17 protein-coding genes and 2 pseudogenes are annotated in these 25,714 nt (G+C 58.1%); 15 read left to right on the plus strand and 4 right to left on the minus strand.

Annotated elements, in window-relative coordinates; genetic code table 11:
• Nucleotides 1–456: 456 nt before the first annotated feature.
• The 13 genes and pseudogenes from ACYASS_RS23245 to ACYASS_RS23305 all read left to right on the plus strand — a co-directional run.
• Nucleotides 457–1,137 (plus strand): annotated as a pseudogene (locus ACYASS_RS23245) (PAS domain-containing protein); the annotation flags it as partial.
• Nucleotides 1,138–1,245: 108 nt separating this feature from the next.
• Nucleotides 1,246–1,680 (plus strand): annotated as a pseudogene (locus ACYASS_RS23250) (methyl-accepting chemotaxis protein); the annotation flags it as partial.
• Between the two features lie 302 nt (nucleotides 1,681–1,982).
• Complete coding sequence (gene mltA, locus ACYASS_RS23255; protein ID WP_463587857.1) at nucleotides 1,983–3,155, plus strand: murein transglycosylase A; 1,173 nt, start codon at nucleotides 1,983–1,985, stop codon at nucleotides 3,153–3,155.
• A 401-nt stretch (nucleotides 3,156–3,556) separates the two neighbouring features.
• Nucleotides 3,557–4,702, plus strand: coding sequence for a cellulose biosynthesis protein BcsQ (gene bcsQ, locus ACYASS_RS23260; RefSeq protein WP_463587858.1), 1,146 nt, complete (start codon nucleotides 3,557–3,559; stop codon nucleotides 4,700–4,702).
• The gene (bcsA, locus tag ACYASS_RS23265) at nucleotides 4,699–6,933 is read left to right on the plus strand and encodes a UDP-forming cellulose synthase catalytic subunit (RefSeq protein ID WP_463587859.1); all 2,235 of its coding nucleotides are present in this window, start codon (nucleotides 4,699–4,701) and stop codon (nucleotides 6,931–6,933) included. The genes bcsQ and bcsA overlap by 4 nt, the downstream gene beginning before the upstream one ends.
• Complete coding sequence (bcsB, locus tag ACYASS_RS23270; protein ID WP_463587860.1) at nucleotides 6,930–9,206, plus strand: cellulose biosynthesis cyclic di-GMP-binding regulatory protein BcsB; 2,277 nt, start codon at nucleotides 6,930–6,932, stop codon at nucleotides 9,204–9,206. Before bcsA ends, bcsB begins: the two co-directional genes overlap by 4 nt.
• Nucleotides 9,207–9,412: 206 nt before the next feature.
• The gene (gene bcsZ / locus ACYASS_RS23275) at nucleotides 9,413–10,564 is read left to right on the plus strand and encodes a cellulose synthase complex periplasmic endoglucanase BcsZ (RefSeq protein WP_463587861.1); all 1,152 of its coding nucleotides are present in this window, start codon (nucleotides 9,413–9,415) and stop codon (nucleotides 10,562–10,564) included.
• The gene (locus tag ACYASS_RS23280) at nucleotides 10,540–14,574 is read left to right on the plus strand and encodes a cellulose biosynthesis protein BcsC (protein WP_463587862.1); all 4,035 of its coding nucleotides are present in this window, start codon (nucleotides 10,540–10,542) and stop codon (nucleotides 14,572–14,574) included. The genes bcsZ and ACYASS_RS23280 overlap by 25 nt, the downstream gene beginning before the upstream one ends.
• A 53-nt stretch (nucleotides 14,575–14,627) precedes the next feature.
• Nucleotides 14,628–15,251, plus strand: coding sequence for an SGNH/GDSL hydrolase family protein (locus ACYASS_RS23285; protein ID WP_243247253.1), 624 nt, complete (start codon nucleotides 14,628–14,630; stop codon nucleotides 15,249–15,251).
• On the plus strand, nucleotides 15,248–15,919 hold the full coding sequence (locus ACYASS_RS23290; RefSeq protein WP_243247101.1) for an alginate O-acetyltransferase AlgF: 672 nt from the start codon (nucleotides 15,248–15,250) through the stop codon (nucleotides 15,917–15,919). Before ACYASS_RS23285 ends, ACYASS_RS23290 begins: the two co-directional genes overlap by 4 nt.
• Nucleotides 15,920–15,937: 18 nt before the next feature.
• On the plus strand, nucleotides 15,938–17,353 hold the full coding sequence (locus ACYASS_RS23295) for an MBOAT family O-acyltransferase (protein WP_463587863.1): 1,416 nt from the start codon (nucleotides 15,938–15,940) through the stop codon (nucleotides 17,351–17,353).
• Nucleotides 17,353–18,513, plus strand: coding sequence for an alginate O-acetyltransferase AlgX-related protein (locus ACYASS_RS23300; protein WP_463587864.1), 1,161 nt, complete (start codon nucleotides 17,353–17,355; stop codon nucleotides 18,511–18,513). Before ACYASS_RS23295 ends, ACYASS_RS23300 begins: the two co-directional genes overlap by 1 nt.
• A 454-nt stretch (nucleotides 18,514–18,967) precedes the next feature.
• Nucleotides 18,968–19,339, plus strand: a complete 372-nt coding sequence (locus ACYASS_RS23305; protein ID WP_463587865.1) for a response regulator transcription factor — start codon at nucleotides 18,968–18,970, stop codon at nucleotides 19,337–19,339.
• A gap of 166 nt (nucleotides 19,340–19,505) precedes the next feature.
• Here the strand turns inward: ACYASS_RS23305 and ACYASS_RS23310 are convergent, their stop codons facing one another.
• The 4 genes from ACYASS_RS23310 to ACYASS_RS23325 form a co-directional block, all read right to left on the minus strand.
• The gene (locus ACYASS_RS23310; RefSeq protein ID WP_463587866.1) at nucleotides 19,506–20,237 is read right to left on the minus strand and encodes a LysR substrate-binding domain-containing protein; all 732 of its coding nucleotides are present in this window, start codon (nucleotides 20,235–20,237) and stop codon (nucleotides 19,506–19,508) included.
• Between the two features lie 200 nt (nucleotides 20,238–20,437).
• The gene (locus ACYASS_RS23315) at nucleotides 20,438–20,815 is read right to left on the minus strand and encodes a response regulator transcription factor (protein ID WP_463587867.1); all 378 of its coding nucleotides are present in this window, start codon (nucleotides 20,813–20,815) and stop codon (nucleotides 20,438–20,440) included.
• A gap of 296 nt (nucleotides 20,816–21,111) precedes the next feature.
• The gene (locus ACYASS_RS23320) at nucleotides 21,112–21,765 is read right to left on the minus strand and encodes a response regulator transcription factor (protein ID WP_463587868.1); all 654 of its coding nucleotides are present in this window, start codon (nucleotides 21,763–21,765) and stop codon (nucleotides 21,112–21,114) included.
• The gene (locus tag ACYASS_RS23325) at nucleotides 21,758–23,368 is read right to left on the minus strand and encodes a sensor histidine kinase (RefSeq protein ID WP_463587869.1); all 1,611 of its coding nucleotides are present in this window, start codon (nucleotides 23,366–23,368) and stop codon (nucleotides 21,758–21,760) included. The genes ACYASS_RS23320 and ACYASS_RS23325 overlap by 8 nt, the downstream gene beginning before the upstream one ends.
• 376 nt (nucleotides 23,369–23,744) lie before the next feature.
• On the opposite strand from ACYASS_RS23325, the gene ACYASS_RS23330 reads away from it, so the two are divergent.
• Together ACYASS_RS23330 and ACYASS_RS23335 are read left to right on the plus strand one after the other, a co-directional pair.
• On the plus strand, nucleotides 23,745–24,743 hold the full coding sequence (locus ACYASS_RS23330) for a response regulator (RefSeq protein WP_463587870.1): 999 nt from the start codon (nucleotides 23,745–23,747) through the stop codon (nucleotides 24,741–24,743).
• A gap of 3 nt (nucleotides 24,744–24,746) precedes the next feature.
• Nucleotides 24,747–25,700, plus strand: a complete 954-nt coding sequence (locus tag ACYASS_RS23335) for a sensor domain-containing diguanylate cyclase (RefSeq protein WP_463587871.1) — start codon at nucleotides 24,747–24,749, stop codon at nucleotides 25,698–25,700.
• Nucleotides 25,701–25,714: the final 14 nt, after the last annotated feature.

Consider the following 25,714-nt stretch of genomic DNA (forward strand, 5'->3'; position numbering starts at 1 on the left):
TCCATTCAAGAGGATAGAGCGGTCACCGCTTCTGGGTCTTCATGACCTGAACGGCATGGGGCGACCATCCTTGAGACTGCGGGGAGACGTAACGCGAGACCCTAGCCATGCTAGACGACGTACCCGCCAAGTAAAGGTGGCAGGCAACATCTTGCAAAAAAACCGCGCCGTTGCGGAAAGTCTGCTTTATTCATTCATACGGGGGTAAGTGGTGAGCGCGAAACAGTCCAACCTCAGGCATGCGGCGGTCTGTAGCGCGTTTGCAGGGCGGGACTTGAAATCTGACCAAGGGTCATTCAGCCGTTCTCACCACGTGCCGATAACCGGAAACAAACTTACACACTTAACAGATTGATCGGTGGCCTAATGTTTAACACTCGCTTGAAAAAGGAATTACAGGCGCAACAAGCCGAGTTGGATATTTATAGGCAGATGGAGGTCGGCATGAACGCGCAGATGCTCTCCATCACCCTCGATCCCAGCTATCGCGTTACCCAGATTAATGACAACTTCCTCAAATCGCTGGGCTACAGCGCCGAGCACGTGCGTGGGCGCTCCATGGATGAACTGGTGCCTTCCTACGTTAAACAGCTCGATTGTTACCGCAATTTGAGGGCTGCGGTGGATGCGGGCACATCGGTCATCGATAACTACCGCTTCCTCAAAGTGGATGGCAGCCTGGCCTGGGTGAGGGCTATCTGGTATCCGATCATGGGCGCAGACGGTAAGTTGTCGCAGATCCGTTGCTTCGGTTCAGACATCACCGAGGCGATTGAGCTGGCGACGGAAAACGCCGGGTTCATTCAGGCGCTGCTGCGCTCGACTGCGGTCATCGAGTTTGATCTTGGCGGGCATGTGATTACCGCCAACGATCAGTTTCTGCGCGGTATGGGATACAGCCTTTCGCAGATCAAGGGCAAGCATCACAGTATGTTTTGCGAGACTGAAGAAACCTCTTCATCGAAGTACAAAGAATTCTGGGCGACGTTGAACCGTGGCGAATTCGTCGCCAGCCGATTCAAGCGTATCGACGCTAATGGTCGCGTGGTCTGGCTTGAGGCGACGTATAACCCGGTTCACGACGCTCAGGGCAAGCTCTATAAGGTCGTGAAGTTCGCCACCGTAGTGACGGATCAGGTCGAGCGCGAGGTGGAGGTCAGCGAGGCGGCGGGCATTGCTTTCGAGATATCCCAGCGCACCGATTTGAGCGCCCAGCGTGGCGCGACGGTGGTGCAGGACACCGTGGACACCATGCGCAAGATTTCCGTTGAGATGCAGTCGGCCTCCGAGGGCATTGAGGCGCTGGGCAAGCAATCGTTGCTGATCAGCTCTATCGTGCAGACCATCGGTGGGATTGCCCAGCAAACCAACCTGCTGGCACTCAACGCGGCCATCGAAGCGGCGCGCGCCGGTGAGCAGGGACGAGGCTTCGCGGTGGTGGCCGACGAAGTCAGGCAACTGGCCGGTCGGACGAGTACCGCCACCGAAGAAATTGTCAGTGTGGTGCAGCAAAACCAGAACCTGGTGGATGCTGCTGTACGCGGCATGGCCAACAGTCGAGGTCAGGCTGAGCAGGGATTGGGTCTGGCAAATGACGCGGGTTCGGTGATTGTCGAAATCCAGGAAGGCGCCCGACAGGTGGTAGGCGCCGTGAGCCGGTTTGCCAATCAGCTGAAGTGAATCCTTACTGCAATATTTCCTCGTAGCCAACTTGTTGGTGAAGCGATCGGCCTGCGTTGACTGGGACATTGTTTCGCGAACAAGTTCACTCCTACAGGGGGGCGCGGTGTGTGTTGGCTTCGCGTATCACCTGTAGGAGCCAACTTGTTGGCGAGACGTCGGGCCTGCAAACACGGGAAGATCGTCTCGCGAACAAGTTCACTCCTACAGGTTCGTCGTTAACTGCACGATGCCGGGTTTCGCCCGGCGTAAGCATTGAGTACCCTTGCCAGCCAAACCGCTCCAGGGGAGCCTCGGTGCTCATGAACCTCTCTTTCAAGCAATGGCGCAAGGGTTTTGCCTTGGCCATGCCTTTTGCCATCCTGCTCGCTGGCTGTGATAACGGTGATAAACAGCCCGCACCGCCGCCAGAACCACCGGCACCGCCGCACACCACTTATACCCAGGCGAACTGGGATGCTTTGCCTGCTGTCTCGGATTCGGATCTGCAGGCCGGTTTCGCCTCATGGCGTAGCGCCTGTGTGCGACTCAAGGCCGATGCGGTCTGGGGCGCGACCTGCGCTGTCGCTGCTGCAGTGCCCCTGGATGCAGGTGCTGCGCAGATTCGCAGCTTCCTGCAGGAAAACCTGCAGGTCTACAGCATGCGCTCCGCAACCGGCAGCGCCGATGGTTTGATCACCGGCTACTACGAGCCGGTCTATCCCGGCAGCCTGACCAAGACGGCCAAGGCCTCGGTACCGATCTACGGCGTACCTGACGATCTGATTATTGTGAATCTGGAAAGCATTTACCCGGAGCTCAAGGGTAAACGTCTGCGCGGGCGTCTCGAAGGCCGTGTACTCAAGCCTTACGATGATGCCGCCACCATCAATGCCCAAGGCCTGAATGCGCCCGTGGTTGCCTGGTTGACCGACCCGATGGATCTGCAGTTTCTGCAAATTCAGGGTTCTGGCAGGGTACGCCTGGATAACGGCAAGCAGATTCGCATCGCTTACGCGGACCAGAACGGCAGGCCTTACCGGGCCATTGGTCGCTGGCTGGTAGAGCAGGGCGCGATTCCCAAGGAAGACGTCACCATGGGCAGCATCGCCGCATGGGCCAAAGCCAACCCGTTACGCATCCCCGAGCTATTGGGCAGCAACCCCAGCTATGTATTTTTCACCCGTAACCCTGACAGCAACGAAGGGCCTCGCGGCTCATTGAATGTGCCGTTGACGGCGGGTTACAGCGTCGCGATCGACCGTAAAGTGATCCCGCTGGGCAGCCTGCTCTGGCTATCAACAACCCGACCGGACGGTACCGCTCTGGTTCGCCCGGTTGCTGCTCAAGATACCGGCGGCGCGATTGCCGGAGAGGTTCGTGCCGATTTGTTCTGGGGCACGGGTGATGAGGCAGGCCACTTGGCCGGTGATATGAAACAGAAGGGCAATATCTGGTTGCTGTGGCCCAAGGGGATGCCTGTACCTCAGGGATAGTCGCCAAATACACCTGCGGCCGAAGAGTAATACTTTAGTAAGCCCCGACACGGTGTCCAAGCACCGTGTCGGGGCTTCTTTTTGAGCAAAATCTGATTATGCCCAACAACGCCGCGCTTTCGTTCATAGCGCATTAACGATGCATCAAACAAGTGCAAAAAATGGTTAGCTGACGAGCTGCAGGCCATGCTCTATATGGTTTTGAGGGTATCAATCGTTTTTGCATGACGTCTTTCCGTCGCCAAAGATATGACGTTTTTCTGTCGCTGACACCGCTCATCTGGAAAGTTCATTCAGGGTGTTACAGAATATTGACACCATCATATTGATATCACACAGTTGGTACTAATATTTTCGTATGAGCTGATGCTCAGCTAGCTGGTAGTCAGAGGTCGGCTTCAATGAAACGCGTAGATGACGTTGGAAATTTATTCCGAAGTTTCGGGGCAAGTACGGACAGCTACCTGGAAATTGAAGGCGACTTCGACTACAAGGAAAAGCCTTCCGCAGTGCGGCCGTCAGATATACGAGCGGTGTCGCCAGATCTAACGCCAGGCGAACCCCAGTCCTCGACTCCCCAGTCTTTGCAGGCACAGAGTCTCGCAAGCGAGCCCGCTCACGCTGAGACGATCCAGCCGCGTCCTGCTTCGACCCCGCTGCAGAATCTATTGCGGGAAGTGGCTCGCGCACGTGAAGCGGAAGCAGCCGCGCGTAACCAGCAAGCACTGCTGCAATCCCTCGGTAAAGAACCGCTCAAGCCTTTGAAGGCACAGGTTGTCGCCGTCGTCTCCCCCAAAGGCGGCGTGGGCAAGACCACCCTCAGTGCCGGCCTTGCAACGGTGTTGCGGCTACAAGGCGGGCAGACCCTGGCCATCGACCTCGACCCGCAAAGTGCCTTGCAGTACCACCTGCAAGTCAGCCCGGATGTTGCGGGTATGGGCAATGCCAGCCTGCTGGGCGAGAACTGGCGCTCCTTGTTGCTGCCAGGTTCGGCGGGCACGCAATTGCTGCCGTACGGCATGTTGAATGAAGAAGAGCGCCGCACTCTGGAGCGCTTTCTGGACAGTGATCCGCAGTGGCTTGCCCGTCAGTTGGCGCACATGGATCTGGGAGAGCGTGACGTCGTGGTGATCGACACGCCTCCAGGCCGTACGGCTTATCTGGAGCAAGTGCTGACCGTGGCGGACCACATTCTGGTCGTCGCCACCGCAGACGCCGCCTCCTACCAGACGCTCGATCAAATGGAACGTCTGCTCTCTACAAGCAGGCCGCGCTCAACTCCGTTCACGTGCAGTTATGTCATCAACCAGTTCGATGCTTCGCGAGCGTTCTCGCGCGACATGCTGGTGGTGCTTGAACGCCGCTTGGGCAGGCAATTGCTGGGTGTTGTGAATGTCGATCATGACATCAGCGAGGCCCTGGCTTATGGTCGCAACCCGCTCGAAGGCGCCTGTGCCTCTGAAGGTTGCAAGGACATGCTGGCCCTGGGCCGAGCCATGACCGCTCAACTAATGACGCAGAAAGCCAAAGAGTCCTACATCTCATGACCTCGGTAGTACCTGAAGTGTCCCGACCGCGGACACGCGCAGAACTGTGCCTGAATGCCCTTGTGAAGACTGTCGACGGCTTGCCCGTTGGCCTCGCCCGGGCGCTTAAATTCGCCGCTTTCGCGGTTGGCCTGGTACTGATGCTATTTGTCGTCACCGCCCCTCTGGAGTTGTATGCCCAGTGCGCTTTCGGCCTGCTGTGCTTCGCCGCCATGATGGTCCTTCGCAAGTTCCCGGGGCGAGTCTCGGTGCTGGCGTTGATCATGCTGTCGCTGACGGCATCGCTGCGCTACATGTACTGGCGCCTTACCTCGACCCTGGACTTCGACAACTGGCTGGACAGCTTGCTGGGCTACGGCCTGATCGTGGCGGAGTTCTACACCCTGGTGGTTATCGTGCTGGGTTACGTGCAGACCGCCTGGCCGCTGCGTCGCAAGCCGATGATCATGACTGGCCCGCCCAGCGAGTGGCCGACCGTCGACGTATTTATTCCGTCTTACAACGAAGCCTTGAGCATCGTGAAGTTGACCATTTTTGCTGCCCAAGCCATCGACTGGCCTAGGGACAAGCTCAATGTCTATGTGCTTGATGATGGGCGTCGTGAGGATTTCCGCGAGTTCTGCGAGCAAATCGGTGTGGGTTACATCGTGCGCGACAACAACCGTCATGCGAAAGCCGGCAACCTCAATGAAGCACTCAAGGTTACCCATGGCGAATACATCGCCATGTTCGACGCGGACCACGTGCCGACCCGTTCTTTTCTGCAAGTGACGATGGGCTGGTTCCTCAAGGACCCTAAGCTCGCCATGCTGCAGACGCCGCACTTTTTCTTCTCGCCAGACCCGTTCGAGAAGAATCTGGACACGTTCCGCTCTGTGCCCAACGAAGGTGAGCTGTTCTACGGTCTGCTGCAAGACGGCAACGACCTGTGGAACGCGACTTTCTTCTGTGGCTCCTGTGCCGTATTGCGTCGTACCAGCTTGCTGGAGGTCGGCGGCGTTGCGGTCGAAACCGTCACCGAAGATGCCCATACCGCTCTCAAATTGAACCGTAAGGGCTACAACACCGCTTACCTTGCGATCCCGCAAGCTGCCGGCCTGGCAACTGAAAGCCTCTCGCGACACATCGCGCAGCGTATCCGTTGGGCGCGGGGCATGGCGCAAATCTTCCGTACTGATAACCCTTTGCTCGGCAGAGGACTGAAGCTGGGCCAGCGCCTGTGTTATGCCAACGCCATGCTGCACTTCTTCTACGGTTTGCCGCGACTGGTGTTCCTCACTGCTCCCCTGGCGTACCTGCTGTTCGGTGCGGAGGTCATGCACGCATCGGCTCTGATGATTACCGCCTACGTGCTGCCGCATATTTTCCACGCCAGCCTGACCAACTCCGCCGTTCAGGGCCGGTTCCGGCATTCGTTCTGGAACGAGGTCTACGAGGCTGTGCTGGCCTGGTACATCATGGGCCCGGTGTTGATGGCCATGATCAACCCCAAGTTCGGCGGCTTCAACGTGACCGACAAGGGCGGGATCGTTGACGAGAAATACTTCGACTGGACGCTGGCGCGTCCCTACATCATCTTGCTGGGGCTGAATGCCACAGTGTTCTGCATCGGCATCTACACCCTGTTCCATAGCGGGTGGAGCAACGATGCGGCCACGTTGACCCTGGTGATCAACATGGCGTGGACCATCTACAACATCATGATCACCAGCGCTGCGATCGCGGTTGCCAGTGAGACACGTCAGGTCCGTACCGAGCCTCGTGTGCAAGTGCAATTGCCGGTGCGTGTCACCCGGGCCGACGGCAGTGAGATCGACGGCGTAACACAGGACTTTTCCCAGACGGGTCTGGGCATGAAGTTGCCTGCCGATGCCGGTATCCAGAATGGCGAAGTCATCCAGATCGCGCTGTTCCGCAAAAACTACAGCAGCGAGTTCCCGGCCAACGTGGTGTTTACCCGTAATGGCGATATCGGCGCTCGCTTCATCGACCTGTCGCTGCGTCAGCAAAGCGAACTGGTACGTCTGACGTTCGCCCGTGCCGACACCTGGGCCGCGAGTTGGGGGCAAGGCAAGCCCGACTCCCCGTTGGTGGCCTTGCGCGAAGTGGGCCAGATCGGCTGGCGCGGTGTCTGCGAGCTGTTCAGCGCCACACGAAACGATATCGGTCGACTTCTCTGGTGGCGTCGCCGCTCTTCCAAAACTTCTGAAAACTCTCTGGAAATGCCATGACTTCTTCGTATTTCGTACGCGGGAACCGGCCCGTTAATGGCAATACGCTGAAACGGCTTTCTTCCGTGCTGGCTTTACTGGTCAGCACTTCGGTATTGGCGGACACCGCTGCTGTGACAAGCGAGACTCCGGCTGCCAGCAGTGACTACAGCCTGACGTTCAAGCAGCTTGGCCGTGTTTACCCGATGGTGTTGCGCGGCGTTGAATCCGCCGACGGGGTCAACTTCGATATCCGTGCCGACCAGATTGTCACCGGCGCGCGACTCAAGCTTGAGTACAGCTACTCACCGGCCCTGCTTGAAGACATGTCGCAGCTCAATGTGATGGTCAACGATGAAGTGGCCGCCAGCCTGCCACTGAGCAAAGAAGGCGCAGGCAAGCCGCAGACCCAGATCGTCGAGATCCCTTCGCACCTGATCACCGAGTTCAACCGCCTGAGCCTGCAGTTCATCGGGCACTACTCGATGAGCTGTGAAGACCCGCTGCACTCCAGCCTGTGGGCGAGGGTGGGCAATACTTCGCAACTGGAGATTCAAGTCACGCCGCTGACGACGGCAAACGATCTGGCGGCATTGCCTCAGCCGTTTTTTGATCGTCGCGATGCCCGTCTTTTGAATCTGCCTATCGTGTTCGGCGCTGCGCCGGATAACGGAACGGTGGAAGCAGCCGGTGTGCTGTCGTCCTGGTTCGGCTCGCTGGCAAGCTACCGTGGTTCGGTGTTCCCTGCCCAGATCAACAGCTTGCCAGCCACTGGCAATGCCGTGGTGCTGGTCAGTGGCAGCACCGCGCATGACATCGGCGGCTGGAATATCCCTGCGGCCAAAGGCCCGACGTTGTCGGTCGTGACCAACCCCAACGATACCAATGGCAAGATTCTGGTCGTCAGTGGGCGCGACACGGCAGAGCTCAAGCGCGCAGCCACCGCTCTGGTGCTGGGGCGCCAGACACTGTCCGGTGAAAGTGTGGTCATCGACAGCCTTCAAGCCTTGCCGCCGCGCAAGCCCTACGACGCGCCGTACTGGGTGCCAAGTGATCGTCCGGTGAAACTGGGTGAATTGCTCGAAGCCAAAAAATTCAATGTCGCGGGCTACAACCCCGGGGACATCGTCGTTCCGCTCAACTTCCCGCCGGATCTGTCCAGCTGGCAAGAAGACGGCGCGCCGCTGAATCTTAAATATCGCTACACGCCTCAGCAGACATCGACCAACTCGTCGCTCACCGTCAGCCTCAATGATCGCCTGATTGAAGCCAAGCAGTTGCCGTCCCTGGAAAAGCTCGACAAGAGCCTGCTGGCAAAGATCAAGAAAGAAGATGACAGCCTGTCCCGTGAGACGCGCATGTTGCTGCCGCTCAACTCGGTGGCTCTGCAGTCGCGTCTGCAACTGCGCTATATGTTCGACTACATCCGTCAGGGTGAATGTCAGGACATCATCATCGACAACATGCGTGCTGGTATCGACCCGGATTCGACGCTCGACCTGAGCGGCTACAAGCACTTCATCGCAATGCCTAACCTGGGTGTGTTCAAGGACTCGGGTTTCCCGTTCACGCGCATGGCTGACCTTTCGGAAACCGCCGTTGTGTTGCCTGACAATGCCGGTGCCGCCGAGTTGAGTGCCTACCTGACAATCCTTGGCCGCTTCGGTCAGTCAACGGGTTATCCGGCGACTGCGGTCACCGTCACTCAGGCCGCGCAAGTGGCGTCCGTCGCCGGTAAAGACTTGCTGGTCCTGGCCTCTGGCGATAACCAGCCGCTGCTCAAGCAATGGGCCAATCAATTGCCCATCGTTGCCAATGATGCTCAGCAGAGTTTCAAGCTTTCCAACCTGTCGTTCCGCCTGCGTGACTGGGTGAGCCCGGATCTGGAAGCCAATCAGCGTAATGCGCGCATGGCTCTGGCGTTCTCCGGCGAAAAACGCAGCTCTTACCTGACCGGCTTTGAATCGCCCCTGCAGAGTGGTCGCAGCGTCGTGGTGATTTCCAGCGGCACGCCGGAGACCTTGCAGGACGTCACCAATGCGGTGACTGGCGGTGAGGACTACACCCAGGCGATTCAAGGCAGCCTGGTGCTGGTACACGGTAAAACCGTCGAGCCGTTACTGGCCGAGGAACTGTATCACGTAGGCACCCTGGGCTTCTTCAAGGACCTGCAATGGCAGTTGTCGCGCAATGTGCTGCTGATGATGGTTGTATCTGCTTTTGGTATTACGTTGCTGACCCTGCTGTCTTACCTGGCACTGCGTGCCCGTGCTCGTGAACGGGTCGAAGGCTGATGTTTTTCATCTCGAGCCGTCGCCTGCCTGTTGGCGCCGCCACATTGGATGTGGATGCAGATTCTTGTAGGAGTGAGCTTGCTCGCGATGGCGGCAGGGCAGATAACAATTTTTCTGATGACACACCGTATCGCGAGCAAGCTCACTCCTACAGAAAAATGCAGCAAATTCAGAAAAGCATTCGTGCTCTCGCTCTGGGAATGTCGATGCTGCTACCTACGCTGGCCCAGGCCCAGGCACGTACTTGCGAAGTCACAACCTGGCCGTTGTGGCAAACCTTCGATAAACACTTCGTGCAGGCCGATGGCCGTGTGCTGGACGCCAGCACCCCACAGCTAAACAGCTCCTCCGAAGGCATGTCCTACAGCATGTTCTTTGCCCTGGTCGCTAATGATCGGGCAAGTTTTGATCTGTTGTGGCACTGGGCGCAGAACAATCTGGCGGCTGGCGATATCAGCACGCATCTGCCTGCATGGCTCTGGGGCAGGGACGATGCGGGCGCGTGGCGCGTGCTGGACGACAATTCGGCATCCGACGCTGATTTGTGGTTTGCCTACGCGCTGCTCGAAGCCGGGCGTCTTTGGGAAAACGACGAATACACCGAGGCTGCCCGCAAGATTCTGCACAACGTGGTCACTCAGGAAGTCGCCGATCTACCCGGTCTGGGCAAAATGCTCTTGCCGGGTTTTCGCGGTTTCGTGAAGCCTGATCAATGGATGCTCAACCCCAGCTATATGCCGATCCCGTTGCTAAGGCGTTTTGCCGAGTTCGACCGCAGCGGTCCGTGGGCTGAAATTGCCGCCAACACCGCGACCCTGATCAAGGCCGTCAGCCACAAGGGCTTTGTGGCTGACTGGGTCAGCTATCGCGCCACCGGGCCGGGCAAGGGCGAGTTCATTGTCGACCCGATCAAGGGCGAGCAGGGCAGCTACGACGCTATTCGCGTTTACTTGTGGGCGGGCATTACGCCGAGCAAGGATCCGCTGGCAGCGCCCATTCTGAAGCACCTCCGCGGCATGCAGCGCGCCATCGCAGCCAATGGCGTACCTCCCGAAAAAGTCCAGGTCAGCAGTGCAAAACTCAGCGGCGACGGCCCTTGGGGTTTCTCCGCAGCGCTGCTGCCATACCTCGATGCGCTGGATGAAGATTCTGAACGCGACCGGCAGGCCAAACGCGTGCAGACATTCATGGCGCAAAGCCTCACGCCTGAGGCCGTCAAGATCGCGCAACCGCCGTATTACCACTTCGTGCTGGGTCTGTTTGCCCTCGGTCACATGGATCAGCGCTACCACTTTCTCGACGACGGAAAGTTACAGACTTTCTGGGAGAAGACATGCTCTCGCACCGCCACGCAGTAATCTCAGGGGTGTTCGCCGCCCTGCTCAGCAGCAACAGTTTTGCCGCACTCGACAGTGCCGGGCAGGCCTTGCTGCAGCAGGGACGTTACTGGCAAGAGCATAACGACACAGCCCGGGCGACCGAGGTATGGAACAAGCTATTGCTGATCGATCCTCAGCAGGCTGATGCATTGCATGGTCTAGGGATGCTTGGCGTTACCACCAAGCGCCCGGCTCAGGCCGAGCAGTATTTACAGCTCATGCGCAAGTTTCATCCTGATGCACCGTTGACCCTGCAACTGGAGCAGGCGATCAACCTGCAAGGCGATTCCAACGAGCAACTGCTGGACCAAATCCAGATGGCTATGGCCTCTGACGAGCAGGACAAGGCGATCAGCTTGTACCGTCAGTTGTTCGCCGGCAAACCGCCGCAGGGTGAACTGGGTTTGAGGTATTACTCGTACCTCGGCTATTCGAAAGATGGCCAGAAAGAGGCGCGTCAGGGCCTGGAACGTCTACTGCAACAAACGCCCAATAACCCGCGTATCAAACTCGCTCTTGCAAGAATCCTGACGCTGGACGAGTCGACCCGCATCGAAGGCATTCGGCGCCTGGCACAGTTGTCCACTGTGCAGGAGCTTGGCGGTGAAGCGACCGAGAGCTGGCGTCAGGCGTTGCTTTGGATGGGCTCGGCAGGTGCTGTTGAAGGGCCGTTGTACGAGAGTTATCTCAAGGCCTACCCGGATGACAGTGAAGTTCGCGAGCACTTGAACACGCTGCGCAGCGAAGGTGTGGCTGCAGAGAACTCCAATCTGAGCAGAGCTTTCAAAGCGCTGCAGGACAACCAGTTAGGTGTGGCAGAACAGGCATTTCTGACACGTCTCAAAGACGAGCCTCAAGACAGCGATGCGCTGGGTGGCCTGGGTCTGGTGCGTCAAAAACAAGGGCGTACCAGCGACGCCAATGAACTGCTCAAACGCGCTGCGGCCAGTGGAAAGAATACCCGCTGGCAAGCCGCGCTGGACAGCAATCGCTACTGGGATCTGCTGACTCAGGCCAGCCGTGCGCGAGCCGAACAGGATTTGCAGGGCGCACGTCGTTTGCTGCAACAGGCCATCGCCAGCAAACCGCGTCAGGTTGAAGGTTATGTGGCGCTGGGCGGTGTTCAGGCCGACCTGGACCAACTGGACAGCGCCGAAGCCAGTTATCGCCAGGCCCTGACGCTGGACGCTGATAATCCTGATGCGCTGGCTGGGCTGGTCACTGTTCTGTCGCAGGGCGGCAAGGCCAGCCAGGGGCTGCGTTTAATCGAGGGGCTCAACGCTGATCAGCAAAAGCGCATTGGCGATTTGCGTCCGCTACGTGCTGCCGTTGCCGTAGGCCAGGCGAAAAACGCCGAGCGCTCGGGCGACCTCAAGGGCGCCGTTGCTGCCCAGCAGGACGCGGTGCGTAATGACCCGCAAGACCCTTGGGTGAGCTTCGATCTGGCACGTCTGTATGTGTTGACTGATGCGCCGGACAAGGCGCGTCAGACCGTGGCGGAACTGGTCAAAACCAATCCGCAAAAGCCCGAAGCGTTGTACGTCAGTGCGCTGATTTCGAGCCAGCTTGGCGAATGGTCAGCAGCGCAAACTACGCTGGATCGTATACCTGCCGGACAACGTTCATCGGCCATGCAGCAACTGGCCAGGGACGTGCAAGTGCAGGCGCTGATCAGTCAGGCTTCGACGCTGACCAAACAGGGTAATCGTGCCCAGGCATTGAGTGTGCTCCGCCAGGCTGAACTCAACGTCGGCGGTAAGCCCGATCTGCTCGGCGCGGTCGCTGCCGGTTTTGCCGATGCGGGTGATACCGATCACGGTCTGGCGATCTTGCGCAGTGCCATTGCACAAAGCAGCTCTCCGTCTCCGGCGCTGCAACTGGCCTATGCCGGGATCCTGCTGAAGACCGGTGATGATGTGCAGGTGAACCAGATCCTGCGTGACCTGCGGAACCAGAAACTGCAGGCATCCGAACAGCGTAGCTACGACGATTTGCTGTTCCTGTACACCGTGCGTCAAGCCGATCTGCTACGCGAGAAGGGCGATCTGGTCGCCGCTTATGACACGCTGGCTCCTGCCCTCGCGCAACGGCCTGATGACTCGCTGGCCGTTGCTTCGTTGGCGCGTATGTTCCTCGCCAACAACGATGCCAAAAAAGCTATCGAGCTTTACAAACCGCTGCTGGCGAAAAAGCCTCAGGACCCGGAACTGCAAATCGGTATGGCGCAGGCCCTGAACAAGTCCGGTGATTATCGCGGTGCAGAAGCCGCCATCGATAAAGCGTTGGCGCTGGCCCCGAACAACCCACAGATCCTGGCCACAGCAGCGAGCTTGTACCGCGCGCAAGGCAAGAACGCCAAGGCGTCTGAGCTGTATAGCCGTGCGCTGGCGTTGCAGGAACCGGTGAAGAAGGCGGATGCCAACCCGTTCGCGGGCGTAGTAGCCGCCAACCCCTTTGTGGGCGCTCGCGGTCAACGCAGCGAATCGCGCCTGAGCGAAAGCAGCATCAATCAGATTCCCGAGCCTGCTGAAGTACAGGTCGCCTCGGCTGAAGAAACGGCTGCTGCGCCGGTGGCATCCAATGGCCGTACGTTCAATCAGACGGCTGCCTATTCGCAGCTGTCGCCTCGCACTGATGGCAATGGTCGGATCTTGCCGGGTAAAAGCACGGCAGACTCGCCCGACCCGCGTCAGTCGATGCAGCGTGCGCTGGATCAGATCCAGCAAGAACGTAGCCCACGCGTAACGCAGGGCGTCACGTATCGCGGCAACGACAGCGAGTCCGGTCTGAGCAAAATGACCGAAGTACAAGCGCCACTGGAAATCAGCTGGCCGCTGGACGACAACCGCATTGCCTTGCGTGTCACGCCGGTCTGGCTGAATGCCGGGAGTGTGGGTTCCGATTCGGAAAACCGCTTCGGCAGTGGTCCTGCGATTCCTGGCGCTCAGTTGACTTCAGGTCTTAGCGCTACCGATGCCGCCAACTTGCAAACGGCTCTGAATGCCAGCCCTGGCAGCGCAGTGCTGAACTCGCTGGCGGGCTCCACAGGTGGCTCGATTGGTCGTCAGCAAGACAATGGTATCGGCCTGGCCCTAGCCTATGAAAACCCGTCGCTGGGCTTGAAAACCGATCTGGGCACCAGCCCGATGGGCTTCCTCTACAGCACCGTAGTTGGTGGCATCAGCCTGGATCGTTCGTTTACCGATGGCAGTGATTTCCGTTATGGCATCAGCCTGTCGCGGCGTTCGGTCACCGACAGCCTGGCATCTTTTGCAGGTGCTGAGGATCGTCGCAGTGGCTTGAAATGGGGCGGCGTAACCGCCAATGGCGGGCGTCTGCAGCTGGGTTATGACGACGGTGATGTCGGTGCATATGGTTACGGCTCGGTGCACAAACTGGTGGGCAACAACGTTGAGTCCAACAGCCGTCTGGAAGGCGGTACCGGGGTTTACTGGTATCTGCAAAACAACGACAGCAAGCAGTTGACCGCAGGCCTGAGCCTGACTGGCATCAGCTACGACAAGAACCAGAGCAACTTCACCTACGGCAACGGCGGCTACTTCAGCCCGCAGAACTTCTTCGCCATTGGTGTGCCGGTGAGCTGGTCGCAACGTACGGATCGTTTGAGCTATTCCCTGCGCGGGTCGGTCGGCCTGCAACACATCGAGCAGGACGCTGCGCCGTACTTCCCGAACGACAACGCTTTGCAGGCCGCGCTGGAGCAGGTCTCGCAGGTCTACGCCGCGTCCGGTATCAGCGTGCCGACTCAATACAGCGGACAGAACAAAACCGGGGTTGGCTACAACTTCGGCGCCAATGCCGAATACCGCTTCGGCAGTAACTTCTTTATGGGCGGTAACTTCGGCATCGATAACGCACGTGACTACAAACAGTTCACCGGTGGTTTGTACCTGCGCTACATGTTCGATGACTTCAACGGCCAGATGGCCTTGCCGGTCAGCCCTTACCGTTCCCCTTATTCCAATTAAGCGACAGGAGATTCACCGTGGCAGCATCGATTCTGGCAGGCATGACGATCTTGATGATCGGCGACAGTCATCTGGCAACGCCTGATTACCTGATTTCCACTTTGCATGATGACCTGGTCCAGCAGGGCGCAAAAGTCCACACCCTGGGCGTCTGTGGTTCCAACGCCGGTGACTGGCTCAAAGTCACTCCGGGCACCTGTGGCGGCGCCGAGCGTCGTGGCACTGAAAAAGCCGTGGTGCTGGGCGGCAAGGCTGCGACCCAACCGATCAGCGAATTGCTGGCCAGCGACAAACCGGATCTGGTGCTGATCGTCTTGGGCGACACCATGGCCAGCTACCCGAAACCGGCTTTTCCGAAGGCCTGGTTGTGGCAGCAAACCACTGCGTTCACCAAAGCTATCGCAGCCACCGGCACCCAGTGCGTGTGGGTCGGCCCGAACTGGGGGACTGAAGGCGGCAAGTACGGCAAGACTTTTGCCCGCGTTGAAATGATGTCCAAGTTCCTCGCCAGCAACGTTGCGCCGTGCAGCTACATCGATTCGCTCGCCTTCTCCAAGCCAGGCCAGTGGGCCACAGTCGATGGTCAGCATTTGACCTCGCAAGGTTACAAAACCTGGAGCGAAGACATCAGCAAAGCCCTGCTAGCAGCGCCGGCCTTGAAGGACGCTAAAAAATGATCAAGCCACTGACTGCATTTCTGGCTGTTCCTGCGCTTGCTCTGAGCAGTCTGGCCAGCGCTGAAATCGCGCTGTACCCGAGCGGACCTGCCGAGGACTCGGCCTTCATCCGCTTCATCAATGCCGCGCCTGCGCCGCTGCAGGTCACTGCGCAGGAAGGGGCTGCGCCTTTGCAACTGGACGCCGCAAAACCCGCATCGGCGTTTTTCCCGGTTCAGGCCAGTAGCCCTATCAAAGGCACCCTGGCCAGTGGTGCGCAAAAAATACCGCTGACACTGAGTGTTGAACCGGGCGAATTCGCCACTGTGGTTGCGATTGCTGACGGCGCCAAAGGCGTGAAGCAAGTTGCGGTGCGTGAGCAGCCGGATGACTTCAACGGCCTCAAGGCGTCGCTGGCTTTTTTCAGCCTTGATGCCAGCTGTGCCGATGCGAGCCTGCGTCCTGCCGGGCGTACCGCCGATCTGTTCAAAGCTGTGCCGGAAGGCACCCTGCAACGACGTTCGATCAACCCGGTGAGCCTTTCGGTGCAACTGGTGTGTGCCAACGCCAATGTCGGTTCACCGCTGGCACTGGGTGAGCTTAAAGCAGGCGAGCGTTACAGCGTGTTGTTGGTGCCTTCGGCCAACGGCCCACAACTATTGTCGGCCACGGACGCTTTGGCCCACTGATCGGATTGCGCATTCGCCATGGTTTTCGCCTCACTCGAGTTCCTGACGTTATTCCTGCCAGCCTTCTTGCTGGTGTATTCGCTGGCCAGACCGGCCTGGCGTAACGTCATCCTGCTGATTGGCAGTTGGTTGTTCTACGGCTGGCTGAGTCCGTTGTTCCTGTCCTTGCACATCGTGCTGACCATCGTCGCCTTTGTTGGCGGTTTACTGGTTGACCGTGCGCAAGAAGGATCACGCGGGCGCATGCGTCTGTTGATCGGCTTTATCGTCCTCAACACGGCGGTGCTCTGCTGGTACAAGTACGCCAATATTGTGGCCGGAACCTGGAGTGAGCTGATCACCTATTACGGCGCGATGCCCCTTGAGTGGCAGCGCGTGGCGTTACCCGCCGGGCTGTCGTTCATCGTGTTGCAGGCGATTTCCTATCTGGTGGATGTGCATCGGCATACCGTGCCGGTAGAGCGCAGCTTCATTAACTACGCGACCTACATTTCCATGTTTGGTCACTCCATCGCCGGGCCGATCATTCGCTATGACTGGGTTCGTCGAGAGCTGAGCGAGCGTTATTTCGACTGGCAGAATTTCTCCCTCGGTGCGCGCCGTTTCATGATCGGCATGTGCATGAAGGTGCTGGTGGCTGATACGTTGTCGCCGCTGGTAGACGTGGCGTTCCATCTGGAAAATCCGTCGTTTGTCGACGCCTGGATCGGTTGCCTGGCCTATTCGCTGCAGCTGTTTTTCGACTTCGCCGGTTACAGCGCCATGGCCATCGGTCTGGGCCTGATGCTGGGCTTCCACTTTCCGGAAAACTTCAACCGGCCGTATCTGGCCATTAGCATTCAAGACTTCTGGCGGCGCTGGCATTTGTCGTTGTCCAGCTGGCTGCGTGATTACCTGTACATCGGCCTGGGCGGCAACCGTAACGGCGTCTGGAAAACCTATCGCAATCTGTTCCTGACCATGGCCATCGCGGGCTTGTGGCACGGCGGCGACAGCTGGAATTACCTGCTGTGGGGTTCAGCACACGGCATTGCTTTGTGTGTCGACCGCGCCTGGTCGCGTTCGAGCCTGCCGCGCATTCCAGCGCTGCTTTCGCACACCTTGACGTTGCTGTTCGTGTGCCTGGCCTGGACGCTGTTCCGCGCACCGGACTTCCATTCGGCAATGAACATGTACGCCGGTCAATTCGGTCTGCATGGCATGGCTTTGGGGGATGCGCTGGCCGTGACTCTGCGTCCCGTACACGGCCTGGCGGCATTGCTGGGCGTGTTCTGCATCGTCGCGCCATTGCTGCAAAAACGTTGTGAACAACGATTCGGAGGCAGCGCGCTCTTTGCCCTGACTGCCGCCCTTTGGCCCGTGGCCGGTTTCATGCTGTCGTTCGCTCTGATCGCCAGCCGCGAAGCCGTACCCTTTCTGTACTTCCAATTCTGATGACTACGCCAAAGATCGTTTCGCCCAAGATCCCGGTAACACCCGTACCGCCTAGCGAGCTCGCCACCCGGATCAGCCCGGTGGCGGGTTTTACGCTCGCAGCTTTCATGGCCGTTGGCCTGTTGTCCTGCGCATGGCTTTTCTGGAATGGCAAAGTCGAATTGTTGCCGCCCAACGTCACCACTGATGAAGTGCTGCATGGCGATGTCACTCACAAAATCGCCAAGCAGCTCTCCGGCGCCACTTTGGCGCAACAAGCTGCCAACCTGGAACGCGCTGCCAGCTGGCTGGTGTTCAACGACACGGGGCCGCGTGTACGTCAGGGTTGTCCAGGCTGGTTGTTCATTGCTGATGAGCTGAAAATCAACCGCCATGCCCAAGCGAATGCCGATGCCAAAGCTCAAGCCGTCATCGACCTGCAGCAGCGGTTGGCCAAGCGTGGTGTGAAATTGCTGGTGGCGGTTGTGCCGGATAAAAGCCGGATTGCTACCGAGCAACTGTGCGGTGTGAGTCGCCCGGCACAACTGCGTGACCGGGTTTCCAGCTGGACCGCTGCGTTGCACAGCAAAGGCGTCAACGCGCTGGACCTCACGTCGACCCTGCAACCGATTGGCGCCAAAGCCTATCTGCGTACCGACACACACTGGAGCGAGACCGGTGCCGACGCTGCTGCCAAGGCGGTCGCAGCCCAAGTCCAGGCTTCAGGTATGCAAGCCACGCCGCAAAAAAACTTCGACGTACGCAACGCGCCACCGGCCCCGCGTCCTGGCGACCTGGTGCGTCTGGCCGGGATCGACTGGCTGCCCGTTTCATTGCAGCCGACTCCAGAAAGCGTCGCCGCCAGTGAAATCACCGAGCGAGCTCAAACCGTGCAGAACGGCGGTGACAACCTCGACGACCTGTTCGGGGATGACAATCTGCCTAACGTCGCCCTGATCGGCACTTCGTTCTCGCGCAACTCCAATTTCGCGGGCTTTCTGCAGTTGGCCCTGGGAGCACCGATTGGTAACTTCGGTAAGGACGGTGGGGAGTTCTCCGGTGCCGCCAATGTCTATTTCGACAGCCCGGCCTTCAAGCAGACTCCGCCTCAATTGCTGATCTGGGAAATTCCGGAGCGTGATTTGCAGACGCCGTATGAGGTCATCAAGAGCGGGTTGTAGGCGCCTCGCGATAAACGATGGCACGGTTTGCCAGACAAACCTGCGGGAGCGGATTCATCCGGGAAGGCGGTATTTCAGGCGCTACATCTGCGGCGTATGGACTGGCCTCTTCGCGAATGAATTCGCTCCCACCGTTGCAGCGCGGTGGATTGGCTCGTCGCTTTCGGGTAGGAGGCAACTTGTTGGCGAGGCGGTGTGTCAGCGACATATTTCGCGAACAAGTTCGCTCCTACCGGGATGGGTTTACAGGTCTGCGCGGTCTCGTGCCCTCTATATTGCATGGCAGCGCCGTCGCCCGATTCTGTCCAAATGGTCAATATTTAGCCCGTCGGTCGTTTTAATCCGTGCTTTATACGTGGGTATGATTTCAGGAACGTGCCGGGCTGGTTACCGTGCAGGCCATGAGTGCGCAGATCATCGGCACTTCTACTCATTGGTATTGAAGGTAACTGGTTTGGCTAAATCCCCGGTGATCGCGGTCGTCGACGACGACACTGCTGTCCGCACTGGCCTTGATAGTCTTGTTCGCTCCTTGGGTTTCGTCGCCTGCCTGTTTGCTTCGGCCGAGGAGTTCCTGATTTCCCCTTGCCTGAAAAAAGCAGATTGCCTCATTACCGATGTGCAAATGCCTGGCATGAGCGGCGTTGAACTGCACGAGCAACTGAACCGTCAGGGTGTGCAGATCCCGACCATCTTCATCACTGCCTTCCCTGAAGAGTCCGTGCGCAAACGCGCCATGACCGGCAGTGCCGTCGGTTTCTTTGGCAAGCCCTTCAATGCCACCGTGCTGATTGACTGCATCGAATCGGTCCTGCCTGTGGTTTGATTCTCCCGACAAAATGACGTGCAGCAGCGCCCTCGGTGTCCATGGCACCGCGCCGTTTGTGGGAGCAGGGCTTGCCCGCGATGCATGAGACGCAGCTAGAAGCCATACCGCGTTATCGTTGATGCCAACAGCGTGGATCGCCACCCGGTCGTTCCTGCAGAGGACTTCACTCCCCCAAAAACATCCTGCACCGCGAGCGCAGCCAGCGCCCGGCCGGGTCATTGTTTGCCTGGACGCCCCAGCTCATGACCAGATCGAAATCCATCGCGGGCAAAGGCAAGGGATCGCTGCGCAGCCCACCCTGAGCAACCATCGCCTGCGCCACATAATCGGGCACCAGAGCGAGCATGTCTGTTTGAGCCAGCAACGCAGGCAGAACATTGAATTGCGAGACGGATAGCAGCACTTTGCGCTGTAACCCGGCGTCTCTCAGTGTCTGATCGATATCCCGGTCCATATTCGATGCAAAAGACACCCGTGCGTGCGGGCGGCGGCACAGTTCGCTCAGGCACACCTGATCAGGCATTGTGTCGGTGCGCAATACGACCGGGCGTACCCGTCGTAGTGATGCGCGATGATGAGTGGCATCAGATGCGGTGCTGAGGCCAATACTCAAGCTGACTTCGCCGGACGCCAGCAACGCTGGCATCTGCTCGGGATCGGCCCGCACTACGGTCAGCGAAACACCCGGCGCTTCAACCCGCAGGCGACGCAACAGCATGGGCAGCAGCGCATACTCGACGTCGCTGGACACGGCCAGTCGAATGGACGCCTCGCAGGTGGCGGCGATAAACGCGGCAGGTTTACTGAGCGACGAGAATACCCCGTGCATGTGCTCAAAAGCACCCAGACCCAGCAGCGGATTGTGGTCATTGCCCGTCACGTCATATCTGTTCATCGCATTTGCTACCTGGGCCGAAGCCATTGTGCATGGACTGATCGATAGAGCCGGTTCCATGAACACTCAGAAGCTGAATCCGGCATGCAATTACTTTAAGTAAAGTAAGTAATAAATGCGCTTGTACATGAGGGGCAACATCTAATGCATGAGTTCAGATTTTTATACGTGAGTTTAATCACGGCTTAACTACGTAACGATTAGTGCACCCTGGAATTCACGGCGTTTTCAATATGTTCAAGCATGGTTTTACCGCAGAATGGTTTGGTCAGGAAGGCCTTGGCCCCGGCATCCAATGCGCGTTTTTCGATGGGCTTTTCCGGGAAGGCAGTGATGAAAATGATCGGGATCTGACTGCCCTGTTCATTAAGTCTGTCCTGCAGCTCCAGGCCGCTCATGTCAGGCATCTGCACGTCAGTAATCAAGCAGGCGCTGCTGGCCCGCGAGGCCGAGCCGAGGAACTCCAGAGGGGATGAAAACAAGGCCGAGTGGTAGCCGACAGAGCGCACAAGACTGTCGATCGCGATTCGAACGGATTCGTCATCGTCGACGATTGAAATGGTCAGTGGAATAGACATGCCGCATTACCTGATGGAAATCGAGAATGAAGTTAACGAATGTCTCGATTTAATAACTTAACGATACGCGGTATTGCGGCAATTCAACATCATACGGGTGTATAGAAACTTAGGGTTATTGGTATCAGTGTGGATACATTGGAGTGGTGGGTTTTGCCACGGCCCTCGTTATGCCCGCTGTCCTGAAACTGTAGGACCGGCTTTAGCCGGGAGGGCGTCAGCACATTCGCTTTATCAAGTGCGTCTGAAAGATCGCCCTCCCGGCGAAAGCCGGTCCTACGGCTAGCATGAAAAGGCTATTTCCCCAGCTCCAGCGCCTCGGCCATGCGCACCAGCTCAGCAAACGACTTGGCGTTCATCTTTTTCATTGCGTGGCCGCGATGGATCTTGACGGTGATTTCGCTCAGGCCGATTTCTCCAGCGATCTGCTTGTTCATCAACCCCGAGGCCGCGAGGCCCATGATCTCTTTCTCCCGGGCTGTCAGAGTTTCAAAGCGCGCGCGGATTTCATTGGCGTTCTTGTTGGCCTGGCGTCCGTTCTTGTCTTTCTCCAGCGCCGAGGTCACCGCGTCCAGCAAGTCCTGCTCGCGGAAGGGTTTCGCCAGAAAGTCCACCGCCCCGGCCTTCATCGCCCGGACAGTCATGGCGATATCGCCGTGGCCAGTCATGAACACGATGGGCAGGTTGACGTTGGCGCGTACCAGTTCGTTCTGGAAGTCGAGGCCGCTGGTCCCTTGCAGACGAACATCGAGCACCAGACAACTCGGCACATCGGGCCGCTGAAACTGAGTGAAGTCTGCCACCGAAGGAAACGTCTCGACCCGCAGGCCTATAGAGCGCAGCAGGCTGCTCAAGGCATCACGCAGGGCAGCGTCGTCATCGACAATGAACACGATCGGATCGTGGCTGACTTTGACCGCACTTCTGTTCATCGGGTGATCGTCATTCATCGTCTGTTTCTTCTTGTTGGGGGAGGGCGAAGAGCAGCGCGGCCCCTGCGCCAGGTTGGCTCTGGGCCCAGATCCGACCGCCGTGCGCCTCGATAATCGAGCGACAGATCGACAACCCCATACCCATGCCTTCAGGTTTTGTGGTGAAAAAAGCGTTGAACAAACGACCCATGTCATCCGGCTGAATTCCCGGACCGCTGTCACGCACTTCTATGACGACTTCGTTTTGCGACTCATGGCTTAAACGCAGGCTCATTTTGCGCGACGAACCATGATGACCACTCATGGCCTGCATGCCATTGATCAGCAAGTTGATCAGCACTTGCTGCAACTGAATACGGTCGCCCATCACACAGGGCGCGTCACTGGCGATCTCTTGCACCAGCTCAACCCGGGCTCGCTGGATTTCACGGGCAACCAGGCTCACAGATTCTTCTATTACTTCCCGCAAGTCCACTGGCGCCCGTTGTGGATCGGCTTTGCGAGACAGGGCGCGAATACGACGGATCACTTCGCTGGCCCTGAAGGTTTCGCTGAGGATGCGCTCCAGCGCCTGAGCTGCTTCATTGATATCCGGCTCTCGGCGATTGAGCCAGCGTAGCGAAGCCTCAGCGTTGGTCGTGACCGCGGCCAATGGCTGATTCACTTCATGAGCAATCGATGCGGCCAGCTCGCCAAGGGTTGTAACGCGGGTCACGTGCGCCAGCTCGGTTTGCGAGCGGTGCAGCGCTTCCTCGGCTTGCTTGGCGGCCGTTACGTCCATCAACGCTCCGACGTATTCGCAATGACCATCCTGATCGTGGGTCAGGTGCGCAAGCATGTGCAGGTATTTAATGCGCCCGTCAGGCATGAGCAGACGGTGTTCGACGCTCAGGTCCGGCGTCAGGTCCCGGGCCTTGGCAATGGCGTCCACCACCAGTAGCAAGTCATCGGGATGAGTTCTTTGCAGGACCCGATCAATGGACGCGTGAGAGCCCGCTTCGTACTCGAAGATCCGCTGGGTCTCTTCCGACCAGTGCATCTCCAGATCCGGAACACGGAAACCAACACTGCCAGTGCGGCTCAAGCGCTGAGCATCAATCAGAAACGCTTCACTGCGACGCAATGCTTGATGCGCTTCGGCGAGCAGACAGACCTGCTCCTGCAACCGGTCATTGACCGCTTTGTTGCTGCGCGCCAGCACCGTCGTGATGCCTATTGCAGCAATGCTCACCAGACAGCGGGCAACGGCAGGCAACTCGGCGTCCTGGCCGTGAGTCAGCAGAAAGGAAATGATCGTCAGCGACAGGCAACTCAGGGCAACGATCGTCAAACCGTGTCGACTGAAGATATTCACCGACAACAAAATAACCGCGACATAGAGCACCGCCACCGCGACGTCCAGCGACGTCACCGTATCGATGATAAACACCACCGTGGTAATGGCGACCGCGACCAGACGAAGCAAAAACGATGAGGACCGGGCGTTGAGCCCTGAGCCGGTGTGCCCGGCAGACAACGTAACGGGTGTATTCATACTGAACGCATCATGCCCTTGAACGCTGCCCGACATCGCACTGAACAGCATCTGATCCTTGAATGGGCGCAGCGGTGCAAACGACAACGACCGTGTGCCAGTGTGGCAAGGATTCTAAGGGCCGACTGTGAAAGAGCCTATAGCCAGAATGGTTATTTTTGGTACGTTTGTGCTTTTGGTTGCGATGGGGCGGGGGGTAACGATGCATGAAGGTCACGATAGAACTCAATTACGCTCACGAATGCTGTTTCGTTGGCGAGTTAATTGCAGAATTATCAGGCACTGCCGATGTATGAATAGATGAGCACGGATATTGATTGTTTGTAAGCGAGTGAACGTAATTATTTGACGCCAGTTAAATGCTCTAAACGGTTGTTTAATAAGACATGTGTTAACCACTCGCTTATGAAATGAAACCCGCTGATACTTGCGCCAGAACTCTTTTGCAGTGAGAAGCAATGCAATGCCGATGATTCCCTTGGTGATTTGCGACGACTCCAACATGGCCCGCAAGCAGTTGCTGAGGGCGTTGCCTGCGGAGTGGGGCGTGTCGGTTACGCAGGCGACCAATGGGCTCGAAGGCCTCGATGCGGTGCGTCGTGGCTTGGGCGAGGTCATGTTGCTGGACCTGACCATGCCGGTCATGGACGGCTATCAGACGCTTGCCGCCATTCGCGCTGAAAACCTCGACGCCAAGATCATTGTTGTTTCCGGGGACGTTCAGGACGAAGCCGTGCGGCGGGTCATGGAGTTGGGCGCACTGGCGTTCATCAAAAAGCCGGCTGACCCCGATGAGCTGAAGCAGACGCTGACCCGGCTGGGTCTGCTGGGCGAGCCTGCTCCGGTCCCGACTATTGCGCCCGCCATGACCGGCGCGATCATCAGTTTTCAGGACGCGTTTCGCGAAACCATCAACGTCGCCATGGGTCGCGCCGCAGCCCTGCTGGCCAAGGTGTTGGGCGTGTTCGTGCAGTTGCCGGTGCCAACCGTCAACATGTTCGAGGTCGGTGAGTTGCACATGGCGTTGGCGGACGCGCACAGCAGTGACCGGTTGACCGCAATCTGCCAGGGCTACATCGGTGGCGGCATCGCGGGCGAAGCGCTGTTGATCTTCCATGACTCGGACATCGCCGACATGGGCTCGCTGATGCACCGCGACTCGGCGGACTACACCGACGAGGAAATGCTCCTCGATCTGTCCACGATCCTGATTGGTGCGTGTCTGAGCGGGATTGCCGAGCAGATCGACGTGGAATTCTCCCAAGGGCACCCGCAGATGCTGGGTTCACAGGTGGGCATTGACCAACTGATCAGTATCAATCAGGCACGCTGGCAGAAAACCCTGGCCGTTGAGCTCAGCTACAGCGTTGAGGGGCATAGCATCAACTTCGACTTGCTGATGTTGTTCACCGAAGATTCGGTCGATCGCCTGACGAAAAAACTCGCGTACTTGATGAGCTGACCCATGAGCAATCAGATCGATATCAAAGAGCTTCATTGGCTGCTGACCGTCACCCAGAACATCGACGTCGGTATTGTGGTACTCGACCGCGATTATCGTGTGCAGGTCTGGAACACCTTCATGGAGAACCGCTCTGGCGTGGTGCCTTATGACGCTGCCGGGCAGTCGATCTTCAAGTTGTTCCCGGAGCTCAATCCTAAGTGGTTCAGCAAAAAAGTCGACAACGTGATTACCCTGGGCACGCCTGCGTTCACCATATGGGAGCAGCGGCCTTATCTGGTGCGGTTCAAGAACTACCAGCCGATCACTGGCCGCGAAGACTTCATGTACCAGAACACCACGATGTTCCCGCTGCGCTCGACCAACAGCGAGATCACCCACATCTGCCTGGTGATCTACGACGTGACGGATGTGGCCACTAACCGCCATCTGCTGCAGACGGCCAACCACGAGTTGGCAAAGCTTTCCAGTACCGATCACCTTACCGGCCTGTTCAATCGTGGGCATTGGGAAGAGTTGCTCAAGCTGGAATACGCTCGGCACACGCGATACAGCGGCGTGTCCTCCCTGGTGATGTGCGATATCGATCACTTCAAACGGGTTAACGATGCGTTTGGCCATCAAGCGGGTGACAAGGTGATTCAACGCGTCGCTCAGGTCATGCGCAAGCATGTGCGTGATGCCGACATTGCCGGGCGTTATGGTGGCGAAGAATTCGCGGTGCTGCTGCCTGACACCAATAAAGCCGGTGCCAAAGTGTTCTGCGAGCGTTTACGCCTGGCGGTGGAAGCTGAGACCGTGCAGCACGAGGGTCATGCGATCAAGTGCACGATCAGCCTTGGCGTTGCCGACCTGTCCAAGCCGACCAGCGAATATAAAACCCTGATTGAATGGGCTGACCGGGCGCTTTATCTGTCGAAGAAAAACGGTCGCAATCAGGTGTCGGTGGACGAATAAGCCGCCGATTGCTG

It is taken from the genome of Pseudomonas sp. HP_14, assembly GCF_055283875.1.